The organism is Geomonas sp. Red32, assembly GCF_023652955.1.
Taxonomy (GTDB): domain Bacteria; phylum Desulfobacterota; class Desulfuromonadia; order Geobacterales; family Geobacteraceae; genus Geomonas.
Genome location: NZ_JAKLOY010000002.1, coordinates 45,536 through 63,446, shown reverse-complemented (window position 1 = coordinate 63,446; position 17,911 = coordinate 45,536). Strand labels below are relative to the sequence as shown.

Annotated in this window: 15 protein-coding genes; all 15 read right to left on the bottom strand. The window is 63.3% G+C overall.

The window, feature by feature from the left end; translation table 11 throughout:
* Window positions 1-11 precede the first annotated feature (11 nt).
* Genes L4X63_RS07260 through L4X63_RS07190 form a run of 15 tightly spaced genes read right to left on the bottom strand, consistent with a single transcriptional unit; the run spans window position 12 to window position 17,670 of the window.
* A complete protein-coding gene (locus L4X63_RS07260) occupies window positions 12-971 on the bottom strand; it encodes an NAD-dependent epimerase/dehydratase family protein (protein ID WP_250677952.1) in 960 nt (319 codons plus the stop codon).
* Window positions 968-1,786: a WecB/TagA/CpsF family glycosyltransferase gene (locus L4X63_RS07255; RefSeq protein ID WP_250677951.1), complete on the bottom strand. Its 819-nt coding sequence runs from the start codon at window positions 1,784-1,786 to the stop codon at window positions 968-970. Before L4X63_RS07255 ends, L4X63_RS07260 begins: the two co-directional genes overlap by 4 nt.
* Entirely contained in the window at window positions 1,783-2,985 is a 1,203-nt protein-coding gene (locus L4X63_RS07250) for a glycosyltransferase family 4 protein (protein WP_250677950.1), read from the bottom strand. Before L4X63_RS07250 ends, L4X63_RS07255 begins: the two co-directional genes overlap by 4 nt.
* 28 nt (window positions 2,986-3,013) lie before the next feature.
* Window positions 3,014-4,099 carry a glycosyltransferase family 4 protein gene (locus tag L4X63_RS07245; protein ID WP_250677949.1) on the bottom strand — a complete coding sequence of 362 codons (1,086 nt, stop codon included), beginning with the start codon at window positions 4,097-4,099 and terminating at the stop codon, window positions 3,014-3,016.
* A gap of 41 nt (window positions 4,100-4,140) precedes the next feature.
* Window positions 4,141-6,390 (bottom strand): glycosyltransferase, encoded by a 2,250-nt coding sequence (locus L4X63_RS07240; protein WP_250677948.1) that lies wholly within the window; start codon window positions 6,388-6,390, stop codon window positions 4,141-4,143.
* Window positions 6,391-6,420: 30 nt separating this feature from the next.
* Window positions 6,421-7,767, bottom strand: coding sequence for an O-antigen ligase family protein (locus tag L4X63_RS07235; RefSeq protein ID WP_250677947.1), 1,347 nt, complete (start codon window positions 7,765-7,767; stop codon window positions 6,421-6,423).
* Window positions 7,757-8,914: a glycosyltransferase family 4 protein gene (locus L4X63_RS07230; RefSeq protein WP_250677946.1), complete on the bottom strand. Its 1,158-nt coding sequence runs from the start codon at window positions 8,912-8,914 to the stop codon at window positions 7,757-7,759. The genes L4X63_RS07235 and L4X63_RS07230 overlap by 11 nt, the downstream gene beginning before the upstream one ends.
* On the bottom strand, window positions 8,911-9,540 hold the full coding sequence (locus L4X63_RS23595) for an acyltransferase (protein ID WP_284694537.1): 630 nt from the start codon (window positions 9,538-9,540) through the stop codon (window positions 8,911-8,913). Before L4X63_RS23595 ends, L4X63_RS07230 begins: the two co-directional genes overlap by 4 nt.
* A complete protein-coding gene (locus L4X63_RS07220) occupies window positions 9,537-10,811 on the bottom strand; it encodes a glycosyltransferase (RefSeq protein WP_250677945.1) in 1,275 nt (424 codons plus the stop codon). Before L4X63_RS07220 ends, L4X63_RS23595 begins: the two co-directional genes overlap by 4 nt.
* A complete protein-coding gene (locus tag L4X63_RS07215; RefSeq protein WP_250677944.1) occupies window positions 10,811-11,890 on the bottom strand; it encodes an acyltransferase family protein in 1,080 nt (359 codons plus the stop codon). The genes L4X63_RS07220 and L4X63_RS07215 overlap by 1 nt, the downstream gene beginning before the upstream one ends.
* The gene (locus tag L4X63_RS07210; protein ID WP_250677943.1) at window positions 11,887-13,128 is read right to left on the bottom strand and encodes a glycosyltransferase family 4 protein; all 1,242 of its coding nucleotides are present in this window, start codon (window positions 13,126-13,128) and stop codon (window positions 11,887-11,889) included. Before L4X63_RS07210 ends, L4X63_RS07215 begins: the two co-directional genes overlap by 4 nt.
* The gene (locus L4X63_RS07205) at window positions 13,125-13,967 is read right to left on the bottom strand and encodes a class I SAM-dependent methyltransferase (RefSeq protein ID WP_250677942.1); all 843 of its coding nucleotides are present in this window, start codon (window positions 13,965-13,967) and stop codon (window positions 13,125-13,127) included. The genes L4X63_RS07210 and L4X63_RS07205 overlap by 4 nt, the downstream gene beginning before the upstream one ends.
* Before the next feature lie 2 nt (window positions 13,968-13,969).
* Window positions 13,970-15,151 carry a glycosyltransferase family 4 protein gene (locus L4X63_RS07200; RefSeq protein ID WP_250677941.1) on the bottom strand — a complete coding sequence of 394 codons (1,182 nt, stop codon included), beginning with the start codon at window positions 15,149-15,151 and terminating at the stop codon, window positions 13,970-13,972.
* Window positions 15,152-16,174 carry a methyltransferase domain-containing protein gene (locus L4X63_RS07195; protein WP_250677940.1) on the bottom strand — a complete coding sequence of 341 codons (1,023 nt, stop codon included), beginning with the start codon at window positions 16,172-16,174 and terminating at the stop codon, window positions 15,152-15,154.
* Entirely contained in the window at window positions 16,171-17,670 is a 1,500-nt protein-coding gene (locus tag L4X63_RS07190; protein ID WP_284694535.1) for an oligosaccharide flippase family protein, read from the bottom strand. The genes L4X63_RS07195 and L4X63_RS07190 overlap by 4 nt, the downstream gene beginning before the upstream one ends.
* Window positions 17,671-17,911: the final 241 nt, after the last annotated feature.

The following is a 17,911-nucleotide window of genomic DNA, read 5'->3' as shown; positions in this document are numbered from 1 at the left end:
GCAGGGCTCCGTCATTTGATGGCGTTTTTGAACCAGGCTCCGGTTTCCCTCAGCCCCTCCTCGGTCGTGAAGGGGGGAGTCCACCCCAGCTTGCCGCGGATGGCAGAATCGTCGACGGTGAGCGAGCCAAGCAGCCGGTCGACGGCCCCGCTCTTCCCGGTGAGCCGCCCCGCCAGGCGCAAAAGCGAGCAAGGGATGGGATAGAGACGGGCCGGGCGGTTAAGCGAGCGGGCGATACCGCGGATGAGATCGGGGGTGGAAAGGTCGCCCCCCTCCCCTACCAAAAAGGTTTCCCCGGCCGCGGCAGGATGGAGGAGGCAGGCGGCCAGGGCGTCGGCGAGGTTTTCCACGTAGACGAGGGTGCGGCGGTTGTCGACCGACCCAAGCGGCAGCGGGATCCCACGCTCCACCACCTTCATGAGCTGAAGGAAGTTGGCCTTCACTCCCGGTCCGTACACCAGGGTCGGCCGTACCACCGCCACCTCGAGCCCACTCAGGGCCTCGATCCTCCTCAGGGCCTGTTCCGCCTCGTGCTTCGAGATCCCGTACGGATCGATCGGTTTGGGAGGGGAATCGGGACGGTAAGGGGCCGGAGACTCCTCGCCGTTGACCTTCACCGAACTGACGAAGACCAGCCGCCGCACACCGCACTCAGCCGCCTGAGCCCCCAGCCGAGCGGTGCCGGCCAGGTTTACCTTGCGAAACTCCACCAGCGGATCGGCCGCCGTGTCGTTCATAATATGGACGCGGGCCGCCAGGTGGATGACACCGTCGATCCCCTGAAGCGCCTGCCGCCAGTCGGTATCGGGGCCTAAGGGATCGACAGTGGCCCCTTCTACCCCTGGCACCAGCGCTAAGGACGGCTCACCGGGGAGCAGGGTCCCTCTCACCGCCAGCCCACGGTCGAGCAGCCGGCGGCAGACTACCCGCCCGACGAAGCCGGTGGCTCCGGTAACCAGCACTTTCTTCATGACAGACCTCCTCCGGTGCGGGCTCCGCCAACCCTGACCCTGACCACCTCTTTCACCACCGAGTAAAAGGAGAGCGGCAGGCTCTTGGCGTTACGCCAGAAGATCCTCCCTCCCTGGGTGCACATCCGGTGCAGCCATTCCATCCCGAGACGTTGGACGATGAGGGGGGCGCGTTTCTTAGTACCGCTCAGGTAATCGAAAGCCGCGCCGACGCCGAGCATGAGCGGGACCTGGATGCGGCCTACGTGCTCGGCCATCCAGATATCCTGTTTGGGGGCGCCGAGACCGACCCAGATGACCTCCGCCCCGCTCTCCTCGATCATCCGCTTGACCTCCCCCTCCTCCTCTTCGGTGAGCGGTCTAAAGGGGGGGCAGTAGGTGCCGACCACCCTAAGTCCCGGAATCTCCGCGGTCAGTTTTTCCTTCATGAGCTCGGCAATCCCCGGGGCGCCTCCGTAGAGGAAGTGCCGCCGTCCCAGGGGGGCGGCGTGGCGCAGGTAGCTCAAGAGCACGTTGGGACCGACCAGGCGCTGGGCGAGCGGTTCGCCGAGGAGCCGGGAGGCCACCATCAGCATCGCCCCGTCGGGGAGCGCCATCGTGGCGTTGGAAAGCACCTCCACGATGGTGGGATCCTGAAGCGCGCGGGCGAAGAGGTTCCCGTCCACGAAGGAAACGTAGGAACCGTTGCTGCTCTCCACCATGCGGTCCAATAGGGGCATCAGTTCGTTGAGGGTGAGGGAATCGATCCCGAGACCACAGACCGGGATGCGTTTGACACCCCAGCGGGCGCCGGATGAATGGGCGGTTTGCGTCATGACGACCTTCTCTGCTGAAGCGCCTTCCGGTAGATCTCCTGCAAGGCGCGGTAGTTACTGTCAGCGGTGTAATGCTCTTCAAAGCTGCGGCGGGCCCGGCGGGCGAAACCTTCCAGAAGAAGTGGCTCCTCCCAGGCGGTACGGACCTTTGCCAAGAGATCGTCGGGATCGCCGGGAGTGAAGAGGACACCGTTGGTCTCGTCCTCGACAATGCAGGGGATGGAGCCCAAATTGGACCCGGCAACCGGCACCCCAAGGGCGAAGGCCTCCCGTATCACCATCGGGAACCCCTCGAAACAGAGGGAGGGAAGCACCAGCAGCCGGCTGGAGGCAAGTCGTTTCTGGGCCTCCTCGAAGGGGAGATGTCCGCTGAAGGTCACCTTCCCGGCGCCCCAGGCTGCGAACTCCTCGAGCCTCTTCCGTTCGGGCCCCTCGCCAATGATCTCCAGCCGCGGTGCCTCTGCTCCCCATCGGTTCCAGGCCTCGATCAGCACGTGCACACCTTTGTACTGGCCGAGCCTGCCGATGAAAACCACCCGTGCCTCACGGCCGCTCCAGGGAAGCGGATCGGGAGGATTGTCGTAGAAGTGGGGCTTCACGTGGATCTTCTCCTTGGGAAGCCCCGCCACCGAGAGCATGTCGCGCTGGAACGAGGTGAGCGCGATGAAGGCGTCCACCTGCTTTCGCCAGGTCCCGAGCGCCCGGTGGAGCTCGATGTTGGCGGCCATCGGGACGGTCGCGACCCGGGAGTCGCGGTAGCAACCGCGGGCGAGCGCGGGGAGCGAGCTCCTTTTCTCCAGGCAGAGGGTGCAGGGAACCCCTCCCCGTTCCGGAATGCCGGCGGCGCAGACGGTCCGGTAGTTGTGGAGGGTGAGCACGGTGGCGCACCCCATGCTGCGTGCGGCGCTAAAGACCGAGGGGGATATCAGCGGGAAGCTGTTGTGGACATGCACCACCTCCGGCCGCTCCCGCGCGATCAACTCCCGGATGGCCCGTGCCGAAAAGGGGTTCCAAGGAGTGGCCAGCGCCCCTTTCAGCACGCCGACCGCCCCCTGTCCCCGGATCTCGTCGCTGTGGCGGTTGAATTCCAGCACCTCCTCGCCGCGCGAGACCAGGAGGTCGCGCTCGGCGAGATAGACGGTGTTCTCGCCGCTGGGAGCGGAGGATCCGTAGAAATTGTGCACCAGGAGAATCTTCATTATCTCGTCGTCCAGGTACCGGGGAGGCTTAGGTGAAAATCAATTCGAAATGCTGCCGGCAGATCGGGTCCCAGCGGAAGCGGTCCCGCTCCAGCCTGGTATTGGCGGCTACCCGGCGGCAGAGGGCATGGTCGGGGAGCACCTTCACGAGGAGCTCCATCAGATCCTGCTCGTTATCGAAGAAGAACCCGTTTTCCCCCTCCCGGATGATGTCATCAGCCACCCCGACGTGCCTGGTGAGGAGCACCCGGCCGAGGATGAACGGCTCCACCACACAGTGCCCGAAGGTTTCCACGTTGGAGGCGACCAGGGCGAACTGGCTGGATAGGTAGAGTTCTGCTACTTCCGGCCGGGTGACAAAGCCGGGAAAATGGACCTTATCCTGCAAGCCCAGGGTGCGGCAAAGCTCCTGGCAGCTCGCGACGAGCTCCCCTTTCCCCGGGAGATACAGCTCCACATCCTGATCCCCGGTGCGATCGATGTACCCCTTGAGAGCCCTGATCACCATCTCCTGATTCTTGCCGGTTCTGAATTCGGCCGGAAAGACCAGGCGCTTGGTACCGCCAAACTCCGGCAACGGGTGGTCTGCGAAGAGGGCCTCGTCCTCGCCAATGAAGATCACCTTGATCTTCTCCCCGAGGAAGCGGAACTTCTCCTTGAGAAACGAACTGGGGGTGATCACGTGGTCGGCAAATAGGTGGAGGGCGACTCCCATCACCGCCCGAGCCACGACCGAGCGGAACCTGAAGTTGTGGCGGTAGCCGTGAACCACGTAGAGGATCTTGAACCTGATCCCGGACAGAAAGCGGGCTGCCACCGTGACCGCCAGCTGCCAGTTGGTCTGCACCGTGACGTAATCGGGACGGGTGGTGCTGATGACCTGGGCGAATTCCCTGGCCAGCCGGCCGAAGTCGGCGTGGTCGTCCATGCCGCGGATGGCGACCGAGGAGACCTCTGCCTCCTTCATCCGCTGGTGCAGGCCGGGAAACTGCTCCTTCTCACCCGAAACGAAGGTGAAGTTGCCCTGCCCCCCTTTGGCAAAGGCCAGCGCATGCTCGGTCAGCTGCCCGGTGATCCCCATCTTATGGGAAGAGGTGAAGAATATGATGTTCATAAGCTATCCGTATCCCTTTACGCTCGCCGGCCCTTCCCTGGTTAGAACGGGAGCCTGCGCCGATATCCCTTCAGTTTGGCGAGGGCCTTGACCGCCTCACCCGGCAGTGGTTTGGGAAGGAGCGACATGAAGAAGAGAAGGTAGAGCTCTCCGTGCCACCCCCCCATGCCGGCGACCTTCCTAAGCTCTTCGCGCGCACGCCAGCTGCGGCCGCCCGAGAGGTTGGCAATGCAGCGTCCGCGGTACCAGCGCTCGATGAAGTTCTCCAACTCGGGAGTCTTCCAATCCGGGCAGGTGCCGCGCAGCGCTTCCAGGCGATCCCCCACCAGGTCCGGATAGGAGGGCATTCTCCCCGGCCGCATCCCTCCCGGGGTCCAGTAGACCGCGCAGGGAAAGGTGGAGTAGGCGAGATCGAAGCGAAGGAGGAGTTGCATCTTCACCAGCAAGTCTTCGCCGACGCTGACGCCGACCGGGAACCCACCGATCGCCTCCAGCGCTCTCTTGCGTACTGCCAGGCAGGACATGTTGAAGGGAGGGTCCTGATCGTAACTGATGCAAAAATCCTTTACCCCCTCCCACGGGTGGGGAGGAATCCCTTTGGGGACGGCAGCCCTCACCCGGCCATCCGGGGTCGCGTAGAAGTAGGAGGTGGCGAAGATGTGGCATTCCGGGAACGAGGTGGTCAGCCGGACGATGGTCTCCAGGAACTCCGGTTGCCATTCGTCATCGGCGTCCAGGAAGGCGATCATGTCCGACTTGGCCTCCACGATCCCCCGGTTACGAGCCATTGAAACGCCGGCGTGCGGCTGGCTCAGCACCCTTATGCGGGGGTCCTGGATCCGTTCTACCAAGTCTTTGCTGTGGTCGGTGGACCCGTCATCTACCACCACGACCTCGAAATCGCCCACCGTCTGGGCGAGGACTGAACGCACCGAGCGTTCCACCTCGGCGGCCTTGTTGTAGAGGGGGATCACCACCGAGAAGAGGGGGACGGGAGAGTTGGCGACCTCCACCCGGAGCGGTTCGTGGGCCCCGCTGGCGTGCAGGGGGGTAACCGGAAGCCGTTCCACGCCAGCAGCCGACACCGGCAGGCGCCCAGCCTCCCCTTCTACCAGCAGGCTATCGAAGAAGCGGAGGTACTCCTGGGCGATGTAATCCCAGTTGAGCCGCCTGGTGGTTATCAAAGAGGCCGCTTTCAGCTCACGGCGGCGGTCGGCATCACCGAGTAGCGACTCGATCTCGTCGGCCAGCGCGGCAGCGCTCCGGGGGGGAACCATGGCGACCCCGAGGCGGGAAGCGAAGTCGGGATTGTTGGCCGGCCCCGAGGTAATAATGGTCGGAAGCCCGTGGGCCAGGGCGGCCAGCATGCTTCCGCTGTTCTCCCCTACTCCGTTCACAAACGGATAGACGGCCAGGTCGGCAGCAAAGAGGCAGCGGGAGACCTTTTCAGGAGGCGGAGGCTCGATGGCACGGACCTGCCTTTCGATGCCGAGCGTCCGGATCCGCTCCTTCATCTCGGCCTGGAAGAGGTCGTTGGTGCCGTCGTTGTTGAATCCCCCGATCAAAAGGAGAACGACGGATCCCGGCCTTCGTTGCTGGAGAAGGCTCACCGCCTCGACCAGGTAATGGACCCCTTTATGCTCGGCGATCCCGCCGAAGAAGGCTATTGCAGTCTCGTTCTCCTTCAGGTCCAGTTCGTGCCGCCAACTGGCCCGGAGGTTGTCGTCGCAGGCGACCGGCACGATGTTTCCGCCGATGGGGACGTGCTTGAGCCGCTCCCCGGGAAGCCCGCTGTAGCGGGAGAGGAGCGGACGGTTGACGGAATCGACGTAGACGATGCCGTGCGCCCAGCGAAGCATCGGGATCGTTCGCCGCTGGAAGAGGCGGGACTGCTCCCAGAAGCCGTGCATGGTGACCACGCAGCGGGTACCCGGTGAGAAGATCCGCAGAAGCAGGGGGATAAAGTTGACCAGCAGCCTCCGCCCGTAGGTCATCGGGCAGTGATACTGGATATTGACCACCGTCTCGCCCGGCGCCTCGCGGATCAGGTTGAGGAGGTGGCGGATCTCTCCCCAGCTCCAGCCGTCCATCACCGCCCTGACATCCATCCCCGACCATTCCTCGGGTGGTTCCTGGGTCACGGTGGTGAGGACATGGAGGGGACGGCCGGTCTTCTGGATGGCACGGCTTAAGTGGCAGGCGTAATCGCCCACGCCGCTGTGGCGAGGGGGAAAATCGCCGGAGACCACGATCACTCGGGGCTGCGGTTGTTCGGTCTGGGTATCGTTCATAGCCTCTTTGCCGGTAGTGAATTTTTCGAATCAGTTGCCGTCGGTGCCAGCGGTCTGGCATACCGCGGCGGGAAGCCCGGCAGCATTCCCGGACACCCCCTCCCCCCCTCTGGGCCGGGCCTTCACCTTCCGTTTGGCAGGCACAGGTACCGCATTCGCCTTGAGGGAGGCGTACCCCAGTCCAAAGAGGGCGAACTGGAGGTTACCGAAAAACGAGGAGTAAACCATGACGTTATCGGTCAGCATCATCAGGCAATACGGGAGAAAGCCGGCCGCCCCGGTTAATAGCAGAATGCGTGTCGTCGGGTCGGGAGCGCGCCGCAGTTGCCGTAAAGCATGGGCCATCATGGAAAGGATGCAGAGAAGGAGCGTCCCCACCCCAAGCACCCCGTAGTCGTAGAAGGTCAACATCCAGTCGTTGTGGGGATAGGCGAGAAACTTGGTCAGCCGGTAGACGAAGGATTCTCCGGCCCCGGTTCCGTGCCCAGTGAGCATCTTGTCCTTGGCGGCGGCTGACATGGTGGCCAGCATGAAGCTGCGGCCGGAGGTGGCGAACCCTTTCCCTCCGATGTCGCTCAAACTTCCTTTCCCCGAGTAGAACATCTTGTGCTGAACCCTGGGCGAGAAGAAGAGCGCGACGGCGATCACCACGATAAGGAGGCAGGCAGCCAACCGCCGGGATAGGCGCATGGGCCCCAAGGCTAAGGGGAAGGTTAGTAGCGAAACGGCCATCGCCATCCTGGTGAGCGAGATGACCGGGATGGCGGCCAGCACGCACCAAACCACCAGGTCGCGCCGGTTGCCGGTGACCAGGTGGGAGTTGATGAAGAGCGTGCACAGGAGGGTGACGGAGATCGCCTCCGGCGCCAGGTCGGTGAATTCCGGCAGTTGCCCGGTCAAGAGCACCCCGCTTTTGAGCGCGATAATCCCGAACAAAAGGTAGGCAAACCCGCGCATGGCGGGCAAGACGGCGCCCATCACCGCGGGCGAAGGGCGGCAGGTGGAAACCGCCATGGCGATCAACAGCGGGCAAAGGAGCTGCGCCGTCCGCTGCAGCGGATTGACGCGAGGGTCGAGCAGTGAGCGGTCGGCGAGGATCAGGTAACCCAAAAGGAGTGCCGCCCACGGGAGCCAGACCCAAACCGGGAAGCTCACCCGGTTCGGCTTTTGGATCAGCACCAGGAGGGATAGCCCGAAAGGAAAGACCCAGGCGAGACCGGCCAGGTTGAACCCAAGGATGGACGAGTTCCACATGAAGATGATCATCATGAAGACCAGGACCAGCTTGAGGAGTACCGGCAGGCGCTTGAAGGCGGCCTGGAAGCTCCCCTTCCGGTTCGGTTTGGCCGGCTGCGCCGTTTTCTGCTCACTGCCCATCAGCTACCCGTCCATAGAAAGCCAGCGTCTGCTGGTTGTAACGTTCCAAAGAGAAGAAACTCCCCACCCGGGAAAGCGCCCGCTCTCCCATCTGGAGCCGACGGGCGGGATCGGCCAAAAGGCTCGCGATGGCGCCTGCCAGTGCCCGGGAGTCGTTGGGGGGAACCAAGAGTCCGGTCTCTCCGTCCTCCACGACTTCGGCCAGACCATCGACCCCGGAGGCAACCACCGGCAGCCCGGCGGCCATCCCTTCGGCGGCTGCCAGCCCGAATCCCTCAAACAGCGAGGGAACCACCAAAAGATCGACCCCCCCGAGAAGGCGGAAGAGTTGGCCGCTGTCGAGCCTTCCCCGCCAGACGATGCGGTTAGCCACCCCGAGCTCCTGCGCCTGACGCTCAAGCGCTTCGCGATCGGGCCCTTCTCCGATCATCAGCAAGGTGGCCGTAGGGTACTCTCGCGCCACCTCGGCCAGGGCGGCGATGGCGACCCCCTGCCCTTTCTCCCAACGAAGGCGCCCAACGACGGCAATGACCGGCACGTCGCCGACACCTAGTTCGCCCTTGATGGCGCTGGCCGGAGCCTGGGCAGATGTGCGCGCGATGGTTTCGACGTCTACCGCGTTGTAGATAGTGCAGTGCCCTTTCAGGCGGCTTTGCCCCGCCGTGAAAAGGGAGGCAGTGCCGAACCAGGAGCGCTCCACCGACAGGGAGTTGCAGAAGAAGGTGTCGCAGAGCGCGGCAGCAAACCGCAACAAAAGGTGCGGCTTTGCGCCGTAGGTCCGCCCCGGCTGGTGGACGGTAGCGAACACGAAGGGGACCAGGGCCAACCGTGCAGCCAGGATGGGAATCAGCCCCGGAGAGATGTACTGCACGTGCACTGCCCGCGGTTGCTCTTCCCGGAAAAGGGTGCGCAGCCGGCCGAGCAGGTGGCCATATCCCTGTGCGCGGTCAAGCCCCATCAGGATGACGCGGGCCCCCGCCTCTTCCATGGCCGCGACCATCGACGGATGGTGCTCATAGAAGCAACAGACCGAAACGCGAAAGCCTCCGGTAACGAGCGCCCGCACCTGGTGGAGGGTCTGCATCTCGGTACCTCCCACCTGTAAGAGCGGGATGGCGATCATCACGTGCGGCAAGCTTTTGTTCATCGAGCGTCCCCAGGCTCGAGACCGGGACGGTACTTGATGACCCGGGCCGGGCTCCCCCCCACGACGGCGCCCGGAGGGACGTCGCGGGTGACGGTGGAGTTGGCGGCCACGATGCTTCCGTCGCCGATGGTGACCCCCGCCACCACCACGACATGGGCGCCGATCCAGACGTCCTGGCCGATGGTGACCCGCTCGTAGGTGCACCCCTGGTGCTTGACCGGAGTGAGGGGGTCGGCGAAGGCGTGGTTGGTGTCGGTGATGAAGCAGTTGGGGGCCACGAAGGTGTACTTCCCGATGCTGATCCCGAGGTTGGAGTCGATGATGACGTTACGCCCGATGAAGACGTGGTCGTCGAGCTCGATGTTGTAGCGGCGCCCGGGGGCGTTGGAGGTCGGGCACTTGAACTGCGCGTAGCCATCCACGATGCAGCCGTCCCCCATCCTCACACGCCACCCGTAGAGGAACTCCACGCCTTTCTGGATGCAGCAGCCGCTTCCCATGTCGACGCCTCCCAGCCGATGGCGGATGGCCCGGAGCCGTTCGAAGAAAACCCGGGTGCGTCGCTGGATTCCCTGGCGAATGCGGTGGCGGTTGGCGGCGACCGGCGGTTGCTGTCCTTGCGTCATGCCCCCCTCCCGTTAAGCAGTCGGGCGAAGATCCCGCCATAGGTTTCCGTAATGGTTTCCGGGGCGTGGAGGGGGTAAAGACAGCCCGGCCCGAAGGTGTTCAAGAGCTCGCCGGTCAGGTAGCGCCGATACAGATCGCCAAGCGCCTGGGCGATCTTCTCACGGGAGGTGCAATCGACGGCAATACCGCCGCCGTGCTGGTTGAGAAGGTCCCCCACCTCCCCTTGCGGGGGCATAATGGCGAGGATGGGGCGGCCAGCCTGCACGTAATCGACGAACTTGGCCGGCAGGTAGATTCCCTCCTCGATTCCCGCCTCGACGATGACGTTGACGGTGGACTGAGCGAGCTTTTCGAGGGTCTCCCGGTAGGAGAGGCAGCCGATGAAGTTCAGGTGGCGGCCGATGCCAAAGGTTTCGGCCACCTTCATCAGGTCCTCGTCCTGGATGCCGATGATGTCGAAGCGGACATCGCTGGGGTCGGCCAGGGTGGCGAGGAAATCGGACAACCCCTCCAGGAAGAGCTCGGGCCTGCGGAAGCGCGAAAGATGGCCGGCGTGGCAAAGTACGAAGCGCTCGCTACCGGCGGTCGGGGCGGGCGTACCGGATAACGCCGCGTGTCTCACCACCGTGCTTTTTGATGTGGAGGACGAAGGGAGATAGCCGCAAACATGGCGCCGCAACCGTTCGGAGGGGAAGGTAAGCAGGTCCGCCCTGTTTGAGACCTCCCTCAAAAGCCTCTCCTCGAAAAAGCGTAACTTACCAGCGGCACCCTTTCCGTAGGGAGCCAGGTTCTTTTCGCCAGTGGCGTCGTTCCAGTTGGCCACCCACGGGATTCCGGTCCGGCGGGCAAAGGCCAAGCCCGGGAGATGTCCGGAATCCGGGAGCGAACGAGAGAGAACCACCTGGTATGGCTTGGCCCGGTGGAGTCGAAGCCCGGTTTCGAGGGCATGGGCCGCCCAGCGGCACCCTTCCAGCCCAGAGCCAACCTTCAGCATGCTGACCGCGGTATCGCAGAACCTGGCGAGCCGTCCGCCAGCCGGATAGGTGACGAAATAGGTCCGCTCCTTGAGCGGGAGCCAGGGATCGATCCACTGGGAGCCGTAGTTGTAGCTCGACTCCGCCGCGAGGTCCCGGGTCACCACGTCCACCTCCCACCCCGCCTGGAGAAAGGCCAGCGCCAGCTTGGAGTTGACGATCGCCTCCGGGTTGGCAAAGGGGGCGAAGGCGGGGGCGAACATCAGGATCCGGTACCTCGGCAAACTTCCCGTCATCAGGCAGCACCTACCAGGGTGAATTTGTCCTTGAGCCTGAGGAAGGGCTGCTCGATGATCCAGTAGGAGGCGGCGGCCAGCGAGAAGGAAAGGAGCAGGTACAGGCAAACCTCGCTCACCGGTTGGGCGGGGAGGTGCAGCTTGTGGACTATTTTGGAGGAAATCCCAAGGGCAGCCGGATGCCAGAGGTAGAGGGCGTAGGAGAGACGGCCGGTCACCTGCATCGGTTTCACGGACATTAGCTTATTAAGGAAATGATCCTCGCGGACCAGGATGAAAAGGAGCAGGAAGGAGAAGCTTGCCGCACTCAGCGAGTAGCCGGCCGTGGCCATGAATCCCTTGGAGATCGAGGAAAAATAGCAATTGACCGCCATGACCAGTACCGCTGCCGCCACCGTCACCGGCCGGCAAAAGATCGCCTCCAGCCACTGCTTTCCCTTCTCGTCCCGCATGATGAGGGCGATCAGGCAGCCCCAAATGATGGTATCGAAGCGGGTGTCGGGACTGTAGGCAAAGCGAAGCGGCAGGCGATCGAGGAGGGTCGGGTGGTAGATGGCCAGCCGGTACAACGGGGTGGCGACGACCACCAAGGCCGCCATGAAGGTGGCCTGCCGGCGGGAAAGGAAGGCGATCATGGCCGGGAAGAAGAGATAAAACTGCTCCTCCAGGGAAAGCGACCAGGTATGCGCCATCAGCACGTTCCGGTTGAACCACCCCATCATGAAGTTGGTCGAGTAGGTGCCGGCGATCAGCATCGATTCGTGCAGGTCTTTGCGAAGATCGGTGAAGAAGATCTGGCAGATGATCCAATAGCCGGCCAGAAAGGCATAGAAGGCCGGCAGGATCCTGAGCATCCGGCGATAGTAAAACTTCTTCAGGCTGACCGCCCCGTACTTCTCCTTCTCTTTAAGGAGGAGCCAGGCGATCAGGTAGCCGCTGATCACGTAGAAAAGGTCGACTCCCCTCCCCCCGCCGGAAAAACCGGGCCAATCCCCATGGAATCCGATCACCGCGAGTATCGAGACCCCACGCAGGCCGTCCAGCGCCGGGATGTTGCTACCGATCTTGGCGTTTTTCATGGCTCCCCCGGTACAACATAGAGAAAGGGCTCGGGCCGGTGCGGCGGCATGAGCCTCAAGGTTCTTAGCACCTTGCGCGCAGGGCGGACCAACTTGACGGGAAGGTAGGGAAAGTCATCAAGGGTGGCGTCATCAACGGTCCCTGAGCGCCTGATCCCCTTCCCTGCCTTTTTCCTTTGCAAGCAGTCATCTGCCAAGGCGAGGTAGCCCTCGGCGGTTCCTTGGGACGAGAAACGCTCGCTGGCAGTTCGCCATGCGGCCTTCCCGAACTCGGCGAGAAGATCCTTTTCCGTCGCCAGCCGCTTGAGGGCGCAGGCAAACCCTTCAACGTCCCCCACCGGAATGAGGAGGCCGTCCCTGCCATCGGTGACGGCAAAGTCGGTGCATCCTTCCAGCCGGGACACTACCGGCACCACTCCCCGCGACATGGCCTCCAACAGAACGACCGGAAGCCCCTCGAAGTGGGAGGGCATCAGGAGAACGTCGAGCTGGCCGAGCATTCCCACCACGGTGTCGTTGGGAAGTGGCCCGTGCTGAACGACCCTTTCTCCGGCCGGAGTCAGCCCCCGGGCCAGCGCCTCGGCGTCCGGTCCCGCTCCGATCACGTCCAGCGAGAAGTCGACCTGTTCGGCGAGGAGACGTTCGACGATGGCCGGAATGTAAAGGATCCCCTTTTGGGAATGGTTGAGGCTACCGATGTACCCGATCCGCAGGGGGCCGCCGGCCTCACGTCCGCGTGACTCGCGGGGAAAGCTTTCCGGCACCTCCACTCCGTTGGCGATCACCGAAACGCGTCCGGCATCGGCCCCGTGATGGATGGCACTGCGGGCGCCGGCCGGGCAGACCGCGGCGAGGGCATCCCAATTCCCGGCGTTGGCGGAAGCGGTCTTCACCATGGAGGTGAGGTACATGTGGAGAACCGGAATCGCCACCGCCCGGTCGGGAAGGAGGCCGAGGGCCGCCTGGGCAAAAGGTGCGTCGTTGAGAAGGACCAGATCGAAGTCCTTCAGGAACCCACCGATGGCCAATGCATGCTCGCGCCGGGAGCGCCAGGGGTTCGGTAAAATCCTCTCCACCCGGAACCCGTCCTGCTGAAAACTGTCCGACCAGCGCCCCTTCTCGGTGGTCTCCAGGAAGCAGACGTCGTGCCCCTTTGCCCGGTAATAACGGGCCAGCCGGCGGAGGAAGGTCTCCACCCCTCCGATTTGGAGGGCATAGGTGACGAGGGCGATCTTCACCCCTGCCTCCCCGCACCCGATTTCCGGGCGTGCAGCCAAAGCCCGAGCGGCGCGTTCTCGGCCCCCCGCAACCGGCGCCTGAGCCACCGCAACCCGTTCATCGGATGAAACGGGAACGGATCGGTCCAGATAACCCCGCAGTCAGCCTCGGCGAATCCGGATCGTACGGCGAGGGTCTTAAGGGAAGAGACGGTATGGAAGCCGACGTGCACAGGGGGGACCCAGTCGGGGCGGGTAGCGCTCTGTACCGCCTGACAGTCCCAGTTCGGAACCGTACAGAAGAATTCGCCGCCATCCCGAAGAAGGAGCGCAACCTGGGAAAGGAAGGCACGCGGGTTATCGAGATGCTCCAGCACCTCGAAGGCGGTGATCACGTCGTAGCTTGCCGATTGGTCAGCCAGCGCCTCTACGGTAGCCACCCGAACCGGAAAGGGATGGTGGGCAGCGGCGATGGCAATGGCACGCTCGGAGAGGTCGATGCCTTCCACCTGCCAGCCAACCGATGCTGCCGCCTGGCAGAACCGCCCTACCCCGCAGCCGATATCGAGGAGGCGGGGGCCTTCTTGCGGTTGCAGCCGGGAGAAGAATCTCCGGTAGGTGGGATGGTTGATAAAATCGGCACTATCTCGGCTCTCCTGTAGCGAGCGGATCTGCTCGTTGAAGTATTCCTCCCCCTGGTAGACCTCGTCATAGTCGGCGACGACCCCTTCGGTCTTGGGAAAGAAGCGATAGCCACAACCGGGGCAGGCCATCAGGGCGTAGCCACCCAGATGGCGACCATCGAGGGCGCTTACCTGATTGCAAACGGGGCAGCTAAGGACGGAGGCGGTGCCGGACATAGTCATCTCCCCACGGTGTTGGAATAGACGGTAAGATGGCGCCCGAACCAGAGGTCGACGCTGAAACGCTCGATAACGGTCTGCTTGGCGGCGGCACCGAGACGGCGGCCAAGCTCCGGGTCGGCCAGTACCCGGTCGTAGGCCTCGGCCAGCGCACCAGGGTCCTTCGGTGGGACCAGGATGCCGTTTTCCTCGGAGAGGATCAGTTCCCGCAGCCCGCCAATGGCAGTGGCCACTACCGGGCGGGAAAGGGCCATCCCCTCGATGGCCGATATCGAGGTTGCCTCCTCGATGCCGTGGATGGGGATGGAGGGGACCGTGACCATGTCGCACAGCCCCATGAGCGGCATTAGGACGGTATGGGACAGGCCGCCGAGAAAGACCACCTGGGCAGCAACCCCCAGTTGGTGGGCCAGTTGTTCGAGGTTATCCCTTTCCGGTCCGTTGCCGGCAATCACCAGGCGAGGTGCTTTCTTCATGAGGGGAAGCGCCCGGATCGCCATCTCAATCCCGTTCTTCGGTGCCATCCGGCGGGGAACAAGGATCCAACATTCCCCCTCCTTCTTGGCCAACGGAAGGGTGGTGGCCAGCCGGTTGACCTCTTCGACATCCACCGCGTTAGGGATGGTGGTGATCTGGGCCGGGTCAGCCCCCTGCTCCACGGCTATTTCCCCCTGAAGGGTGTCTACCGCGATGAGAGCGTCACACCTCCTCCAGGTTTCCAGCTCGCAACGGCGCACCATGCAGACGTCAGGAGAATCAGGCGCGTGCCCTTCTTCCACCATCACGTTGGAGATGGGACCGTGCAGGGTGGCGATCACCTTGAATGACCGGCCGGATGCTTCTCTCGCCTTGAGGGCGGCCCAGGCGGCCATGACGTCGTGGCAGTGAACGATGTCGCATTCCAAAGAGGCAAAGGCCGGCATGAGGCCACGGGCATGGAGGGAAATAGTCTCCAGGTTGAAGGACTTGGCAGCCAGCCGTCTCAGGCCGTTACGGACGCGGGTGAGAGGGGCGGACTTGCCGGCGGTGGCATGGTTGGCCGAGATCACCTCGTGGTCGGCCAAGCCAAGCTGGCGGGCCAACAGGGACATGTGGGAGCTGACCCCTCCGACGTGGGGGTAGACCCAGGAGGTGGCCAGCTTGACTCGAGGGGGGCGGATGGTGTCGCCGTGGTTGGTCATCTACTCTTCTCTCCTGGCCAGCACGGTCAGCATGAACTCTCCTTGCTGGAAAATGGTATCGGGTTGCAGGCTGATGGTGCGGTTGAATCGCTCGCGCGCATAGCGCAGGAAGCTGTTGCGATCGGCCATGGCAAGGTACTGCGGCAAGACCGGCTGGGCGCTCTGCCACACGCACTCGGTCTGAAAGCCAGCCTGCGCCAACAACGTGCTCAAGGAGGCGGCATCGAAGTAGTTCAAGTGCTCGAGGTCGACCCGGAAGCCGATCCAGCTGTACCCGACGCTCTTGGCTTGCCCTCCGTTGGGGACCCTGATCAGGAAGCGTCCTCCCGGAGCGGCCAGGGCGGCGGCCTCTTTAAGGAGCGCAGCCGGGTCACTCACGTGCTCGAGGACCATGCCGGCGTAGATGATGTCGAGCCCGGAGGGAGCCTTGGCAAGCGAGTCGAAGACCTCGATACCCATCTCCCGCATAGAACCCACGGCAGCGGCGTCCACCTCGACCGCCACCCCTTTAGCTCCCCACCGCGTGGCTTCGGGAAGGATTCCGCCGAACCTGCCGGGGCCCAACTCCAGAATCCTCTTCCCTTCCAGCCCGCCGGTCCTGATCAGAATCTCGCAGCTGTCGGAGATCGGCTCTCCCCGCCTCTTGATTCCATTGGTGAGCGAAGGGCCGAGAACGGTCTTTACGGTTCGGGCGGCACAAGCCCGGAGCCGAGACGCCAGCGAAGGGGGGGCTTGCTGCACCTTGTGCTGGATGTACAGCTTGGTATCGGAGTAGCGGTCGTAGTAGCGTTGGAGCTCCCCGGCGTCGGGGACCAGCGGAAGGTAGGTGCAGCCGCAGGCTGCGCAACTGGCAACCAATAGCCCGTCCGGACGGTAACAGAGCGGACGGTGCTCCTCGCCACCGCAGACCAGGCAACCGCGGCGAACCATCCTCTCCGGGTCCCAGTTCGGCACCGGCTCCCCTTCGGGCGCTTTCAGCCGCGGGATGGCAGGCAATTTCAGGGAGGTATCGTTCATGGTCATCCCAGAGGTTGCTGGGCCCCGCGCAGAGGGAGGGCCGCTTTCAGAGTGAATAGCAACGGCAGTAGCGAAGCCGCCACCAACACGAGACTCAAGGCAAGGAATCCTCTGCCGGCACCGCCCACCGCCAGCGTCGCCACCAGCACCACCGCCGAAAAGGACAGGGTCTTCAACTGGGTGGAGATCGATCCGGGAGCGAGCTTAAACTCCACGTAAGCCATCTGCCAGACGGTATGGGTCAGGTAGGCGGCCAGGTAGGCGATCGCCAATCCGGTCCCCCCGTGGCCAGGAATGAGGAGGTACGAGACGCCAATGAGAACGGCCGCCCAGCACATGTTCATCAAGGTTCCGATCCAGATCCGCCCCGCCCCAACCAGTACGCAACCGACGGCGCTATTCACCACATTGAGAAAAGTTGCCACCATCAGCACCGAAATGATCTGATCGGTACCGGCAAACTGTTTGCCAAGAAGCATGGCCAACGGTTTGCCGAGCAGGATGACCACCACGGTGAGGGGAAAGGCAACCAGCCAGGTCCCCCGCAGGTTGAGCACGATGGTGCGGGAGAAGTCGTCCTTGTTTTCGCGTCCGTGGGTTTCCGACAGGACCGGAAGCATGGCGGAACTAAGCAGCGCGGGGATGAACACAATAACGTTACGCCACTGGTTAGCGGCGTTGAAAAGCCCAAGTTCGCCGTACCCTCCCGGCTGGTTGACCAGGATGCTGTTGGTGACCCAGGTCACCGGTGCCACCAAAAGGTTGGCTAGGGTCAACGGGAGCGAGTAGCTCCAGAGAAGACGCCACTCTTGCCAGATCCCCCGGTCAAAGCCAAGCGGGATGGAATACCGGCGGGCTTCCCGCCTGACCGCGATAGCGGTGAGGATCAGCCCAAGGGCGGCATTAATGGTAAAGGATGCGATGGCCCCCTCTACTCCGCACCAGTAGACAAGCGGGATAGAGAGGAGCGGAGTCGAGACCCCCTGCCAGAGGTTGATGACGGCGATTTCCTTGAAGGATTCAAAACCAGAAAGTACCGCGGAGAGTACCCCGCCCAGGGTGGAGACGAACAATAGGACGGCACCGGCCACCAGCAGGGGGGCAAGTTCGCCCCGGTTGAGGGTACGGGCCGCCAACTCGGGCGCCAGGAGGAAACAGCAAAGGGCGATACCGCCGGCCGAAACCAGGGAGGTCACCAGGGTTAGGCTCGTAATCCTCCCCGCTCTCACGGGATCCTTCTGACGGTACTCGGCGACATACTTGGTGGCGGTGGCCCCCAGGCCAAGTCCCGCCAATACGCCGAACATCCCCATGGTGCTCTGGATCATCCCCATCTCGCCGTACCCTTCCTTACCGAGCAGGCGGGCCACCAAAATGGCGGAGACCATGGTGAGGACGCGGGAGATCACTCCCCCGACCAACGACCAGAAGGCTCCCCGCGCAAGCCGGTACGCAATTGGGGAACTCTGTAGTCTGGCTTTGAGCGCCGCGAAAAACGTCATCAAAATCCTGGTCAATCAAGCGGCTATCGAAACCCCGGTCCCGTCCAATATCGCCTCCTGACAAGGCAAAACGCAGACCGTGGTCTTGATCAAAATGTAGAGAACTTCCCTTTGTTAGATGACAACGTTTCATGCTGTCATTAAGAACTGGTAATAGCTAACATGAAAGCGGCGGACATGCAACTGCTAAATGGCGTACTGCCACAACCACTGCCGGCGGTGACCGTACCGTCACCGCCCG

What these genes read in the sequence shown, in the direction of transcription:
- L4X63_RS07215 (WP_250677944.1), bottom strand. Translation starts at nt 11,890, where the DNA reads ATGAAAAACGCCAAGATCGGTAGCAACATCCCGGCGCTGGACGGCCTG.
- L4X63_RS07195 (WP_250677940.1), bottom strand. Translation starts at nt 16,174, where the DNA reads ATGACCATGAACGATACCTCCCTGAAATTGCCTGCCATCCCGCGGCTG.
- L4X63_RS07240 (WP_250677948.1), bottom strand. Translation starts at nt 6,390, where the DNA reads ATGAACGATACCCAGACCGAACAACCGCAGCCCCGAGTGATCGTGGTC.
- L4X63_RS07255 (WP_250677951.1), bottom strand. Translation starts at nt 1,786, where the DNA reads ATGACGCAAACCGCCCATTCATCCGGCGCCCGCTGGGGTGTCAAACGC.
- L4X63_RS07230 (WP_250677946.1), bottom strand. Translation starts at nt 8,914, where the DNA reads ATGAACAAAAGCTTGCCGCACGTGATGATCGCCATCCCGCTCTTACAG.
- L4X63_RS07260 (WP_250677952.1), bottom strand. Translation starts at nt 971, where the DNA reads ATGAAGAAAGTGCTGGTTACCGGAGCCACCGGCTTCGTCGGGCGGGTA.
- L4X63_RS07200 (WP_250677941.1), bottom strand. Translation starts at nt 15,151, where the DNA reads ATGACCAACCACGGCGACACCATCCGCCCCCCTCGAGTCAAGCTGGCC.
- L4X63_RS07220 (WP_250677945.1), bottom strand. Translation starts at nt 10,811, where the DNA reads ATGACGGGAAGTTTGCCGAGGTACCGGATCCTGATGTTCGCCCCCGCC.
- L4X63_RS07250 (WP_250677950.1), bottom strand. Translation starts at nt 2,985, where the DNA reads ATGAAGATTCTCCTGGTGCACAATTTCTACGGATCCTCCGCTCCCAGC.
- L4X63_RS07245 (WP_250677949.1), bottom strand. Translation starts at nt 4,099, where the DNA reads ATGAACATCATATTCTTCACCTCTTCCCATAAGATGGGGATCACCGGG.
- L4X63_RS07205 (WP_250677942.1), bottom strand. Translation starts at nt 13,967, where the DNA reads ATGTCCGGCACCGCCTCCGTCCTTAGCTGCCCCGTTTGCAATCAGGTA.
- L4X63_RS23595 (WP_284694537.1), bottom strand. Translation starts at nt 9,540, where the DNA reads ATGACGCAAGGACAGCAACCGCCGGTCGCCGCCAACCGCCACCGCATT.
- L4X63_RS07235 (WP_250677947.1), bottom strand. Translation starts at nt 7,767, where the DNA reads ATGGGCAGTGAGCAGAAAACGGCGCAGCCGGCCAAACCGAACCGGAAG.
- L4X63_RS07190 (WP_284694535.1), bottom strand. Translation starts at nt 17,670, where the DNA reads ATGACGTTTTTCGCGGCGCTCAAAGCCAGACTACAGAGTTCCCCAATT.